Genomic DNA, 12782 nt, shown 5'->3' with positions numbered 1-12782 from the left:
TTTTAATATATAATGATTCATTCCATCACATAAAAAAGAGGATTGAACTGGCCCCTACAAAATAGACAGTTTAATAAAAAGACCTTTAGAAATCAAGCACTCAATAGATGGTTCCGGTATTGTACCGGAGCCATCCTTTTGAGTGTCCATTGATAAAGATCATAATTATACTCCTTCATAAATAAGTATCGATTACCAATTGAAGGGATTGGAACGTTTGACAACACTTATAGTCTAATACACAAAACCCCCGAATCATGGACTTTTTAAAAAAAGTGTCCATGATTCGGGGTACAGTTCAATCTCTATGCGCTCCTTCTTTTCTATGTTTTTGTTTTAAACCTTGCATGTGGCAGGAATAGGCCCTGACCGCTACCATACACGGCCAGACCCTCTCGCCCACCCTAAAAAGAAAGGATTTTCCCAATTTTTATTTCAAGTTCACCCAAATGCTCTTCACTTCTGTATAATTATCAAGCGCATAAGATCCCATTTCGCGGCCAATACCTGATTGCTTATACCCACCAAACGGCGCTGCTGCATCTTCTAAGTTGTAATCATTAATCCATACTGTACCAGCTTTTAAGCGATTCGCTACTTGGTGTGCAGTTTTAACATTTTCTGTCCATACACCTGCAGCGAGTCCAAATGGTGTTTTATTCGCTCTTTCAATTACTTCTTCTACCGTATCGAACGGCAGAACTGCCACTACTGGACCAAAAATTTCTTCTTTGGCAATAATCATATCATCTGTAACATCAGCAAAAATAGTTGGCTTGACAAAGTACCCTTTTTCAAATGCCTTCGCACCGCCAGCTGCAATTCTTGCGCCTTCTTCTTTTCCCTTTTCGATATAATGTAACACGCGCTCTTGTTGCTTTTTCGAAACAAGTGGTCCCATTTCCGTACCTGTTTCCATTCCTGCACCAAGTTTTACAGCGTTCGCACGTTTCGCTAATTCTTCCACTACTTTTTCATAATGCTTTCGGTGAACGAACACGCGAGATCCTGCACTACAGTTTTGTCCATGGTTGTACATAATACCGTTAAAGGCACCAGTAATTGCCTCTTCTATATTTGCATCTTCTAAAATAATATTTGGTGATTTTCCTCCAAGTTCTAACGTCACATGTTTAATTGTTTCAGCTGCTTGGCGCATAATATATTTACCAGTATTAGTCGAACCTGTAAAAGCGACTTTTTCAATATCATGATGATTCACAATTGCTGCTCCTGCTGTTTGACCAAATCCAGGAACGAAATTGACAACGCCGTCCGGGAAGCCAGCTTCTTTAAAAAGCTGTGCTGTATATAACAGAGATAATGGTGTTTGCTCAGCAGGTTTTAAAACGATTGTACATCCTGTTGCCAGTGCTGCTCCCATTTTCCAGGCAGCCATCACTAACGGATAGTTCCATGGAATAATTTGGCCGACAACTCCAATTGGTTCATGGCGTGTATAGTTTAAATAGTCCTTTGAAATTGGCGTTGTTTGACCAAGTATTTTCGTTGCCCAGCCAGCATAATAACGATAATGCTCTACTGTTGCTGGAATATCGTCCTCTAGTGCTACTTGATATGGTTTTCCATTATCAAGCGCTTCCAATTGCGCTAGTTCTTCTTTATGCTCGTCAATTAAATCAGCCAACTTGTAAATGAAATGCGCTCTTTCAGCCGCACTTAAGTCAGGCCATGCTCCTTTTTCAAATGCTCTGCGTGCAGCCTTTACTGCTAAATCAATATCTTCTTCCTCGGCTTCACTTACGAAAGCAAGTACTTCTTCTGTTGCTGGATTATACGTTTCAAACGTTTTGCCGCTTACCGCTGGTACAAATTTCCCATCGATAAAGAGTTCAATATTTCCTTCTAAAAAAGCTTTTACCCTCGGCTTTAATTCGATTTGTGTTGTTAACATATTCCTCTCCCCTTTACATTTTATATCCTGCTATTTGTGGTATGAGAAACCAAAAAAAATCTGCAATTAACCATAAATAGGGGGTGAATCCCCCTTATGGATCAATTTTTCCTTTCATACACGTTGTACAGTTAAACTTGCTAAAATATCCTTAAGCTTTTGATCTTCCTCAGGTGTCAATCCTAAACGAGGATAGCGTGAAGGTCCTCCTGCCTGTCCATTCAATTCCATCGCACGTTTTACAATTTGCACGTATTTTCCTGATCCTTCAAGGAATTCACAAAGTGGTAAAATACGATCATTGATTTCCCAAGCTTCTTTTAACTCACCCTTTTGAAAATGATTAAACATTTGTGTAACAAGCTTTGGTACAATATTCCCTGCAACAGAAATCCAACCTGTTGCCCCGACTAAATAAGACTCCATAACTAAATCTTCTGAACCACAGAAAATTTCAATGTCTCCTTTACCTTGTCTAACAAGATCTCTTGCTTTGCGTATATCTCCACTTGATTCTTTAATGTGGGTAACTCTTTCACATTCTTTGCCGATTTTCATCATCAACTCTGTACTCATATCAACGCCTGATGTAAAAGGATTGTTGTACAGCATAATCGGTATATTTACGGCATTTGATACTTCTTTAAAGTGAAAATAAATTTCTTCTTCTTTCGGTTTGCAGTAATAAGAATTAATAATGAGCGCACAATCTGCACCATGTGCTTCCGCCTGTTTCGTATATTCAATCGTTTCTTTCGTTGTTTCAGCTGCTGTTCCTACAATAACCGGAATACGGCCATTCACTTCTTTTAATACAGTTTCAACCATTTGGAACTTTTCTTCTTTCGATAAACTTACAAACTCTCCAGTACTTCCGTTAATTACAATCCCTGCAACGCCTTGATCTATGAAGTAATTCACATTATTTTTCACACCGCTCCAATCAATCTCTTGCGCCTCAGTCATCGGTGTAATTAATACTGGATAAGCTCCTCTAATTGTTGTCATTTGTATTTCCCCCTTACTATTTTTCACTATATATACAAGTCATTAAAACCCTTTTCTTTTTGGGTGGACGAGAGCAACTAGCCGCGCATAGAAACGGTCAGGGCCTTTTCCTACCACAGGCAACGTTTAAAACAAAAGGAGAAATCATACAGCAACTTATGTGCCGAAAAATGAAAATGTATATATAGCTGGCATAATAACCTTAGATAAAGTGAAACTTCCGTCAGTGGGGGTTTTCTTCATCCCCAACTGACGGTTAGTTGAACCAATCGGGCTTTTACGGGCAGTTTCCCCCACCTATCTTCTTTGCTTCTCTCTGAATCTTGAGGTGGGGGTCTTACTGCCCGTTAATGCGGGATAAGTTAAACAATCCTTTTTATTATTTTAGTAAAAATCCAGCAGGTAACGGATCTGTCGGATCTAATACAAATAGTTGCATTCCTGTAATAAAACCGCGGCTTTTTAAAGTGAATTTGTATCCATCCTCTGTTTGTTTCGCTACTTGTACTGTCAAAGTACTACCGAAAATACTTTCATTTACAAATGGCGGTTCCATGTACACTCTCTCTTTAGCAAGTAAACTTGTATAGCACGCCGTTGTCGATTCAAAGCCGGGAGAGCGAACGATATACCGGTCTTCACGAAACGTGATTGTTTTAATTCGGCCCTCTTTTACATGCGAATCATCCATTAAAATGATACCTCTTACTGGAAATTTCGACTTAAGAGCTTGATACATCGTTTGTCCCCATCTTTTCAATTCAGGCAGTTCCTCAATACGAATCTCTGTGGCAATATCACCTTTCTCAAACACTGCATATAATTGATCGGCTTCTACGAGAGCGAACTGTGTATTGACATTCGAATGAGACAATGGAATGTTTGTTTCCACTACATGACACGGTTTACTTTCGATCAACACTGAAACTACTTCATCATTCTCCATCATAGCGCTAACGGAAATCACACCTTTGAGCGTTTCGATTTTATATTCATTTGACGCTCTAGGCTGCAAATGACCGCATTCCAATAAAGCTGTAATAACAGCAACAATGCCGCCGTAATGCATCGGAACCGTTCCTTCATGATTGAAAAATAATACCGCGGCATCCGCTTCTTCGTTAATCGCCCGTACAACAAGACAGCCATTCAACCCAGCAAATCCGCGCGGCTCATTTAATAAAAGGTAAATTTCATCTGCAAATACATGCATAAACCGTTCATTTAACTGTTCTAAGTTTTGATAATGAATGAACGGGACATCTTTAATAACACGAAACGCTTCCCCAGCTACGTGTACATCTGTCGTTGTATACGTCTTCTGAATTTTCATTTCACGTCCTCCGTTTCATGTTCCATTGGCGGAATGAGCAGAAAGCCTTCTTTAAGTGGATCTTTCTCATTGTAGAAGAATCGGTGCATTCCCATTAGCCAAGCGGAGCCAGTAATTTGAGTTACAACAGCCTCAACCCCTTCCACATCCATCGTTTCTAGTACGCGTCCTCTAAATAAAGAACCGACAATGCTTTCATGAACAAATTCTTCGCCAATTAAAATTTCTTGATTCGCATATAGGACAGCTAATTTCGCAGAGGTACCTGTTCCACATGGAGAACGATCGATTCCCCCTGGAGGAACAATCACTGTGTTTTTCACATCCGCTTCCTCATGAGTTGGTTCCGTAAAAAACTCAACATGGGTTAGCCCTTTAATAAACGAATATTGCGGATGAACGATTTCAACGTTTTCATTAATGGTGTTTCTAATGTCGATTGCAGTTTCAATTATGTGAGAAGCATTTTCTGGAATTAACTCCAATCCAACTGATTTTGCCTCAATGATTGCGTAGAAATTCCCTCCATACGCAATATCGGCATCTACACGGCCAATTCCCTCAACATCAACGGAAATACTTTTTAAAAGAAATGCTGGAATATTGCAAAAAGATACTTCTTTTGCTTTTCCATTTTCTATTGAAATATCTACTTCAACGAGTCCAGCAGGCGTATCTAACTTTAAGGAAGTAACGGGTTCCTGAATAGGAATCAATCCAGACTCAACTAGAGCTGTACACACACCAATCGTGTCATGTCCACACATCGGTAAATATCCACCTGTCTCAATGTAAATCACGCCAATATCTGCTTCTGGATGACAAGGATCCGTCAATAAAGCACCAGACATGACATCATGGCCGCGCGGTTCATTCATTAATAGTTTGCGAATCCAATCATATTCTTTTTTCATATGGAGCATTTTTTTTGCCATTGTTTCCCCAACTAGTTTTGGAAGTCCGCTAATTAATGTTCTCGTCGGATTCCCGCCTGTATGTGTATCAATTGTTGTAAAGACTCTTTGTGCCCTCATCTGCTCAACATCCTTTCTGTAAATCGGTTAAAGCTAAGCGAATCAACGGGAATAGACGTTTCTTTTTCGTTAATAAGTTCTTCTACTATTTTCCCTGTTACTGCTGCGAGGCTAATGCCGTCCCCTTCATGTCCCGCCGCAATATAATAATTTGGAATTATATCCACGCGTGAAACGATTGGCAAATGATCTTCCGTCCATGGACGCAACCCTGTATATGAACGAATGACCATCATATCCGCCATTTTCGGATAAAATCTGATTGCTCGGTTCGCAATACATTTAATGACTTCATTGTTTACTGCCGTTTGAAAACCAACAAATTCTCTGCTGCTGCCAATTAAAAAGTTTTGACTTTCTGTTGGTTCAAAGACGAGAGCGACTCCATACTTTTCGGTTAACGGATCAACAATGCGCTTTCCGCCAAACTTAGAAATTAAGTACCCAAACTCCATAACTTTCCTGGACCCTACATGCTGCTGCCGCGAAGCAACGATAATATGCCCTTTTCTCGGCTCAATCGGTATTGAAAGATCGAGCATCTTTCCTATTTTAGGTGCCCATACCCCAGCAGCATTAACGACATGATCCGTAGTAAAAACTCCGTTTGTCGTTTCTACAATAAATGAACCACTTTCTTCTTTTTTCATTTGTTTTACCTCTGTATGTTTGAACGCTTTGGCCCCTAGTTTTTTTGCTTCCTCCAAAAGTGAAAAAGCTAAAAGATAAGGGTTCACTGTGGAATCAGTGGCACATTCTAGCCCCCCTAATAAATCATCTGCAAAAAAGGGAGACTCCTGCCGAATATCCTGCCGGTCCAGCATCCGAAATGGTAAACCAGCTGCTTTTTGACGATCTACCCATTTTTGCGCTGCTTCCATCTCCTCATCTGTTTCACAAACGAGAATGCTTCCCGGAGCACGATATTCAAATGAATGCTCTAACTCTTTACTTAATTCATCCACTAAATTTTGACTAAACAACGACATCTGACTATCAAAACCTGGCTCTTTATCAATCGCCAAAATATTGCCGTCACATCGTGAAGACGTGCCACTAACAAATTCTCCTTTTTCAATGATCGTTACGTCTCTTCCGTATTTAGAAGCATAATAAGCAATCGAACAGCCAATAATTCCTCCGCCAATGACTAACACGTCACAATGTTTCACATGGCATTCCTCCTCTCGATGAAATGGCCTCATTACCTAAAAATGCAATTCGTGTGCCAATTAATGTGAAACTTGCAAAATGAATCATTATTTCTTTCCTCGCTGATGAAAGCCTTACCTTATTACGGAACATTTTAAATTTTTTGCAAATAAGTGTATAATTCCCTTTACAGTGTTAATATTTTTTTACAGTGCGGAAGGGGGATCATTATGTTTTCATTGCCATCAATAAAGGAAATAATAAAACATCTTCTAATAGATACACAGCAGATCGAGCAGAAAAACGGAGAATTTTATTATCGTTCAACACCAAAAATGCCTAAACTTCCATGCAAAGTCGTATACGAGGACGATTCATTATTCACCTTACTTCAGGCATTTCATCATCATTCCACAGCTATTATTCTTGATACAAACAAAAATCCATTAGGATGTATCACAGCAGCACAAATCATTCATCTTCTTCATAACTCTTACAATCAATTAAAGGTATTTTATGAAACCGTCACTCAAACGACGGATTCTTCTGTCACGGTCATTGATAATAACGAGCGTGTTTGTACATGGACAGAAGGAGCAGAAAAAATATTCTTAGTCAAACGGCAAGACATAATCGGCCAACCAATTACGGATTTCTTTGATTACAAAAATCTAGAAATCTTGCAATCTCTACATACAGGTAAACGCATTGCAAGGCAGCACCATCAGCCTCAGTCTGATTTATTTGTCTTAATTAACTCTAACCCCGTTTATTTTAACGATCAGATTATCGGTGCAGTCGTTTCAGAAACAGATATTACAAATCAAGTTGTACTGAATGAGAAATTATTTAATATGTCCAATGAAGTACACCGTTTAGAACAAGAAGTAGCAAAATATAAGGATTCATCTGATCCCTTTTATTCCATTAAAGGAAAAAGTGCCGCCCTGCAAAGAACAGTGGATTTAGCTAGAAGAGTATGTTCTGTGAAATCCACTGTTCTTATATTAGGTGAAAGCGGTGTCGGAAAAGAGGTGTTTGCCAAAGCAATCCATGAAGCAAGCGAGGAACCGAAAGCTCCTTTTATTTCGATTAACTGCGGTGCGATACCAGCATCTTTATTCGAAAGTGAGTTATTCGGATATGAACGGGGCGCCTTCTCCGGTGCTGACAGTAAAGGAAAAAAAGGAAAAATAGAACTAGCAAAAGGAGGAACATTATTTCTTGATGAAATAGGTGAAATGCCGCTCGAAATGCAAGTAAAGCTTCTACGCGTGCTGCAGGAACGAAAATATTATCGGGTCGGCGGAGAAAAAGAAATCAACATCAATTTTCGTATCATCGCTGCCACAAATCGTGATTTACAAGAATTAATGAAACAAGGACTGTTCCGTGAAGATTTATATTACCGGCTAAATGTAGTTAGTTTGCATATTCCTCCTTTAAGAGAGCGGCAAGAAGATATTATTGAATTAACTCATTATTTTTTACATGATTTTTCTTTGAGTTATCAGCGGCCAATTCATGAATTCCCGCCAGAAGTCATGCATGAACTGCTTCATTATAATTGGCCTGGTAATATTCGCGAACTGCGTAATAGCATAGAGCGGCTTATCGTATTCGCAACAGATGGTGTAATAAAAAGAGAGTATTTACCCTTCCATACAAAAAGTATTAGATTTGAAAGTTCAGTGCAGTCTGCAAATCATGTCCTGCTAGAAAATGATTGCACCATCTTACCATTGCAAGAAGAAATGAATCAGCACGAAAAAAAAGTGATTGAAAGAGCGTTACATCTATTAGATGGAAATAAATTAGAGTGTGCAAAACAGCTTGGTATCACAAGAGCCACTTTATATAATCGATTAAAGCGGCTTGGCTTAAATTAACCCTCTTCCTCCTCTATGTTGGCACATTTTTTGCATAGTATTTTTATGAACGACAATGGAGGAGGAATTCAAATGGGGAACAAAGATAGCATTGTAATTTGCCGTTGTGAAGAAGTTACTTACGGACAACTTCATGAAACAGCAAATCAACATCAATGCACAGCGAGAGAATTAAAATTAAGAACCCGGGCGGGAATGGGTTTTTGTGGAGGCCGGACGTGCCGCCTAACATTAGATAACATTATTGAAAGCATCATCCCTAATGTGTCACCTAGTGAAATTCCTTTAAAATATCAGCCGCCAATTCGGCCGGTGACATTTGGAACAGTAGGTGAAAAACAATGACTAGAATCATGAATCATCCCGTTTTAGGGAATTTAAATGATAGAGAACGCATTTCTTTTCAATTTGATGGAGTTGAATATGAAGCATATGAAAATGAAACGATTGCCGCTACTCTTTTAGCAAACGGAATAAGAAAACTACGCGTTCACGAAGATACCGGGACACCTAGAGGAATTTATTGCAACATTGGTCACTGCTTAGAATGCCGTGTAACTGTCAATCAAAAGCCAAACGTAAGAGCCTGCTTAACAGTCGCCCAGCAAGATATGGTCGTTGAAAGCGGGAAACAGCATCCGAATATTGTGAGAAGGATGGTGGAAAAGCGATGATTGACGTACTTGTAATTGGAGCAGGTCCGGCAGGATTAGCAGGAGCTATTGCTTGTGCGGAATTTGGTCTCAAAGTGACCGTTATTGATGAATTTGTAAAGCCAGGCGGCAGATTACTCGGACAACTTCATCAAGAGCCTTCTGGTGAGTGGTGGAATGGAATAAAAGAATCAGAACGCCTTTATCAAAAAGCACAGCAATTGGCGGTCGATATTCGTTGCGGCATATCTGTTTACAACTTAACGAAAGAAAATAACCGATGGAATGTGCATACAAGTTTCGGTACGCTTGAAGCACCATTTGTACTAGTGGCTACCGGAGCCGCGGAGTACCCTATCCCGCTGCCGGGCTGGACCCTTCCTGGTGTCATGTCAATCGGCGCAGCGCAAGTCATGACAAATGTGCACCGCGTCCAAGTCGGCAAAAAAGGAATCATTATCGGAGCGAATATTTTATCATTTGCAATTTTAAATGAATTACAATTAGCTGGCATTACAGTTGATCGCATTGTCCTTCCGGAAAAAAGTGCCCTTAGTAAACACGCCGGAGAACCTGAAGAAGTTATGAAATCACTCTTACATGCAGCACATCTCGCTCCATCGCCGCTGTTACGTATGGGAAGTCGTTTTATGAAAAGTGACTGGATGAGAAGGATCGGCTTAAACTTTTATCCGAAAAACGGCATGAAAATAAATGGTACGCCTCTCCAACTTCGGAAAGCAGCACTCGAAATTATCGGCAAGGATCAAGTGGAAGGAGTGCGCATCGCTGATATTAACGCAGATGGCAATATGATTCAGGGATCTGAAACAGTTTATGATGCAGATTTCGTGTGCATTGCCGGCGGCTTATATCCGCTAGCAGAGCTTGCTGCTGTTGCCGGATGCCCGTTTCAATACATTCCTGAACTTGGCGGCCACGTTCCTCACCATTCAGAAACGATGGAAACTCCTCTTGATGGGCTCTTTGTCGCCGGTAACATTACCGGTATCGAAAGTGGAAAAATCGCCATGGCCCAAGGAACAACAGCAGGAGTATCAATTGCCAAACATGCTGGAAAGGGCCCCGGCACAATTGATCAGAGACTTCAGCAAGCAGCGCAGCATGTCCGCACCGTTCGTAAACAAGCTGCGATTCAATTTAATCCTGAAATTGATAATGGGAGAAACAAAATGTACGAACTCTGGGATCGTCTCTATTCAAATAATAAGGCCTCTAAAAAAATTGTGTAATACAATAAGAAATCCCGCCAGACTTTGTTCTAGCGGGTTCGCATTTGTTATACAAAACGATTAAAAACATACCATTTCTCAGTATAAATTACAGACCAAGAGCTTAGGAGTCCCCCTAAGCTCTTGGTCATTTTTAGTAACTACTCCGGCATACATTTCATTTAGAAATTTGGTAAGGAGTATGATTCCAGCGAAAACACGTCCCATTATCTATAGAAAGTTATTTTCATTTTCCAGCATATAAATTGCTGTTATGAAGATAAAAATGTAACTACACCTTGCTACCTGTCTTTGTTTTAAAACTTTGCACGTGGTAGGAATAGGCCCTGACCGCTCCAACACGCGGCTAGATGCACTCGCCAGCCTAAAAAGAAAGTGGTTTTTCATCGAGTGACTGAGTGATTACTTTATCTTTACTAAATTTCTTGAATCATTTCCACTCTGTTTCCGAATGGGTCTCTAAACTCAAAACGTTCAAAACCAGGTATAGGTACTCCTTCAATTATCTGAATGTTATTTTGTTCTAACACATTTCTCCAATGCGATATATCCTCTACTTGATAGGCTATATGGGCTTTTGTTTTTAATCGGTTAAAACCATCTTCTGTACCTATATGTACATCTCTATCTCCCACCTTTACCCAAAATCCTCCACGCCCTTTTAGTGATTCGGGCTTTTCCTTCTCAGGTAGACCAAGAATTTCGCAATAAAAATTTTTTCCCTCTAGTTCAGCACCTTTTGGAATAGTTATCTGAGCGTGATGTAAACCAAGAATCATAAAATCCACTCCCATTATCAATTGAACTTGTGTTATTTTTCTCCTACAACCAATACTTTTCAAGTTTTCTAAACACTCTTTCATTTTATGGTACCAAATACAATAAGTCGAATATCGATTAATTATAATGTTTAATAAGTATTAATTATGACTCTTTACATGTAAATGCACCACCAAACGTTCCTGTATGCAGAAATATATACTTTGTTTTATTATTCCGGAATAAAATATAACGCTCTATTCTAGATGCAGGGTGCAATTATATAATTCTGAACCCCAACCATTATCTAATTGAATAAGTTTCGTTAAAGACGTATTTTTCGGGGATTCTGCCATATGTAACTGGGGCACTAATTCCTTTAACATGTGTCTAATAAATGCACCATGACTAACAATTAATATATTCTTATTTTCATGTTTAGATGCTACCTCTTCAATGACCGAAAGACCTCTTGCTATCACACGATCAGCACTTTCAATCCCTAAATCCAGCTCTCTCCAATTCTTGCCCCATTTTAAAATTCTCTCTTCTTCCGTTGTCCCTTCAATCTGTCCTCCCCCAGCTTCACGAAGTCTAGGTTCCAAATAAAGAGGGATATTCGGAAGTTTTTTACCAATAATATCCGCAGTTTGCTTTGCTCTTAATAGATCACTAGAATATATGAAATCCCAATTCTCCTTACGCAAACGCTCTGCTAGTTTATATGCATCTGCTATTCCAGCTTGATCAAGGGAAATATCTGAACTACCCTGTGCCCTTCCTTCTTTATTCCACGGTGTACTTCCGTGACGAATAATCCCTATTCTATTCATGTGAAAACCTCCTAATTATGAAAAATGAACTTAGTTCGAAGTATTATTCCTCTTTCTAAGTTCATCTCGTATATCTTTTAAATACGCATTTCGTTCTCTCATTCTCTTTAATACAATTAATACAACACATACTACAAAGGTTGTTGCTACAGCGTAAAAAACAAATCCTAATATTGAAAAAATACTATATAAAGCCACCCCATCTTCCATATCTCTGGCCCCCTATTTTAAATAGATGGAGTAACCCACACTTTATACACCATTTTATCTCCAAGCCAAACTGTATCCGTATGAGCATGGAACTGATCAACACTCGCCAAGCGAAAAGCCAAAACATAGGCAACCTTCTCATCTGGGGTTGTATATCCATCAAAAGCTCCTGCATACATATCGTTACTGATAGAATTTCCCCACTCTTCTGCTTCCCATAGCGTGTCAAAAACCGTATGATCTTGACGACAATTCGGTTCATGCCACCGAATGCTCATATAGAATCCTCCGTTTCATATTGATATTCTACCGTTTGACAGATGTCCTTTCTTCGCTTTCTCCATATTGATAATGAAAATAATAGAGAAGTACGATTGCTAAAGCTCCCACTCCAATAGACAAGTATAGAGGCCATTCCCAGCGGACATAGCCTCTTACACAAACTATAAGAACCGTTAACATTTCAAAACAAAATAATACTTTTATCACACGTGTTGATTAACCAAAATTATACAGTATCCATTTGACTTATTTGCCGATGGAATGCCAGTATTTCTTTCAAACAAATTCTCCACTCAAACGGCAGAGTATCACAAAGAAACAGGCGTGTGAAACCTGCGAATGACAACGGTTTGATATGTTTTTTCTTACTACCTTTTACGTGAAGAAATTTTAGTAAAACGTAGGCAATCATAGCTGTGAACAACTGATTGAACACCGCATTTGATGTTGTGCCAAATAGC

At 39.4% G+C, this 12782-nt stretch carries 14 protein-coding genes and 1 pseudogene; 4 read left to right on the top strand and 11 right to left on the bottom strand.

Going from position 1 to position 12782, the window contains the following annotated elements; genetic code table 11:
• Window positions 1–92: 92 nt before the first annotated feature.
• From H280_RS26935 to H280_RS0105385, 6 genes are all read right to left on the bottom strand, one after another.
• Entirely contained in the window at window positions 93–179 is an 87-nt protein-coding gene (locus tag H280_RS26935; RefSeq protein ID WP_442852814.1) for an IS3 family transposase, read from the bottom strand.
• 251 nt (window positions 180–430) lie between these two features.
• Window positions 431–1915 carry an aldehyde dehydrogenase family protein gene (locus H280_RS0105405; protein ID WP_020060099.1) on the bottom strand — a complete coding sequence of 495 codons (1485 nt, stop codon included), beginning with the start codon at window positions 1913–1915 and terminating at the stop codon, window positions 431–433.
• A gap of 114 nt (window positions 1916–2029) precedes the next feature.
• Window positions 2030–2923 carry a 4-hydroxy-tetrahydrodipicolinate synthase gene (gene dapA / locus H280_RS0105400; protein WP_020060098.1) on the bottom strand — a complete coding sequence of 298 codons (894 nt, stop codon included), beginning with the start codon at window positions 2921–2923 and terminating at the stop codon, window positions 2030–2032.
• Window positions 2924–3302: 379 nt separating this feature from the next.
• Entirely contained in the window at window positions 3303–4256 is a 954-nt protein-coding gene (locus tag H280_RS0105395) for a proline racemase family protein (protein ID WP_020060097.1), read from the bottom strand.
• Complete coding sequence (locus H280_RS0105390; protein WP_020060096.1) at window positions 4253–5290, bottom strand: proline racemase family protein; 1038 nt, start codon at window positions 5288–5290, stop codon at window positions 4253–4255. Before H280_RS0105390 ends, H280_RS0105395 begins: the two co-directional genes overlap by 4 nt.
• A complete protein-coding gene (locus tag H280_RS0105385; protein WP_020060095.1) occupies window positions 5287–6462 on the bottom strand; it encodes an NAD(P)/FAD-dependent oxidoreductase in 1176 nt (391 codons plus the stop codon). The genes H280_RS0105390 and H280_RS0105385 overlap by 4 nt, the downstream gene beginning before the upstream one ends.
• Window positions 6463–6669: 207 nt before the next feature.
• On the opposite strand from H280_RS0105385, the gene H280_RS0105375 reads away from it, so the two are divergent.
• The 4 genes from H280_RS0105375 to H280_RS0105360 all read left to right on the top strand — a co-directional run bounded on the left by H280_RS0105375 (window position 6670) and on the right by H280_RS0105360 (window position 10237).
• Window positions 6670–8331, top strand: a complete 1662-nt coding sequence (locus tag H280_RS0105375; RefSeq protein WP_028411111.1) for a sigma-54 interaction domain-containing protein — start codon at window positions 6670–6672, stop codon at window positions 8329–8331.
• A gap of 72 nt (window positions 8332–8403) precedes the next feature.
• Window positions 8404–8676 (top strand): (2Fe-2S)-binding protein, encoded by a 273-nt coding sequence (locus tag H280_RS0105370; RefSeq protein ID WP_020060092.1) that lies wholly within the window; start codon window positions 8404–8406, stop codon window positions 8674–8676.
• On the top strand, window positions 8673–9005 hold the full coding sequence (locus H280_RS0105365; RefSeq protein ID WP_020060091.1) for a (2Fe-2S)-binding protein: 333 nt from the start codon (window positions 8673–8675) through the stop codon (window positions 9003–9005). The genes H280_RS0105370 and H280_RS0105365 overlap by 4 nt, the downstream gene beginning before the upstream one ends.
• Window positions 9002–10237 (top strand): NAD(P)/FAD-dependent oxidoreductase, encoded by a 1236-nt coding sequence (locus H280_RS0105360; RefSeq protein WP_020060090.1) that lies wholly within the window; start codon window positions 9002–9004, stop codon window positions 10235–10237. Before H280_RS0105365 ends, H280_RS0105360 begins: the two co-directional genes overlap by 4 nt.
• Before the next feature lie 416 nt (window positions 10238–10653).
• Here the strand turns inward: H280_RS0105360 and H280_RS0105355 are convergent, their stop codons facing one another.
• From H280_RS0105355 to H280_RS26335, 5 genes and pseudogenes are all read right to left on the bottom strand, one after another.
• Window positions 10654–11016 (bottom strand): VOC family protein, encoded by a 363-nt coding sequence (locus H280_RS0105355; RefSeq protein ID WP_028411110.1) that lies wholly within the window; start codon window positions 11014–11016, stop codon window positions 10654–10656.
• Between the two features lie 237 nt (window positions 11017–11253).
• Window positions 11254–11829 carry a histidine phosphatase family protein gene (locus H280_RS0105350; protein ID WP_020060088.1) on the bottom strand — a complete coding sequence of 192 codons (576 nt, stop codon included), beginning with the start codon at window positions 11827–11829 and terminating at the stop codon, window positions 11254–11256.
• 30 nt (window positions 11830–11859) lie between these two features.
• A complete protein-coding gene (locus H280_RS23065) occupies window positions 11860–12039 on the bottom strand; it encodes a hypothetical protein (RefSeq protein ID WP_020060087.1) in 180 nt (59 codons plus the stop codon).
• Between the two features lie 17 nt (window positions 12040–12056).
• Complete coding sequence (locus H280_RS0105340) at window positions 12057–12317, bottom strand: hypothetical protein (RefSeq protein WP_020060086.1); 261 nt, start codon at window positions 12315–12317, stop codon at window positions 12057–12059.
• Window positions 12318–12547: 230 nt separating this feature from the next.
• A pseudogene (locus tag H280_RS26335) lies at window positions 12548–12782 on the bottom strand (IS4 family transposase); the annotation flags it as partial.

It is taken from the genome of Bacillus sp. 123MFChir2 (assembly GCF_000383235.1).
Taxonomy (GTDB): Bacteria; Bacillota; Bacilli; order Bacillales; family Bacillaceae_G; genus Bacillus_A.
This window is presented reverse-complemented; position numbering and strand designations above follow the sequence as displayed.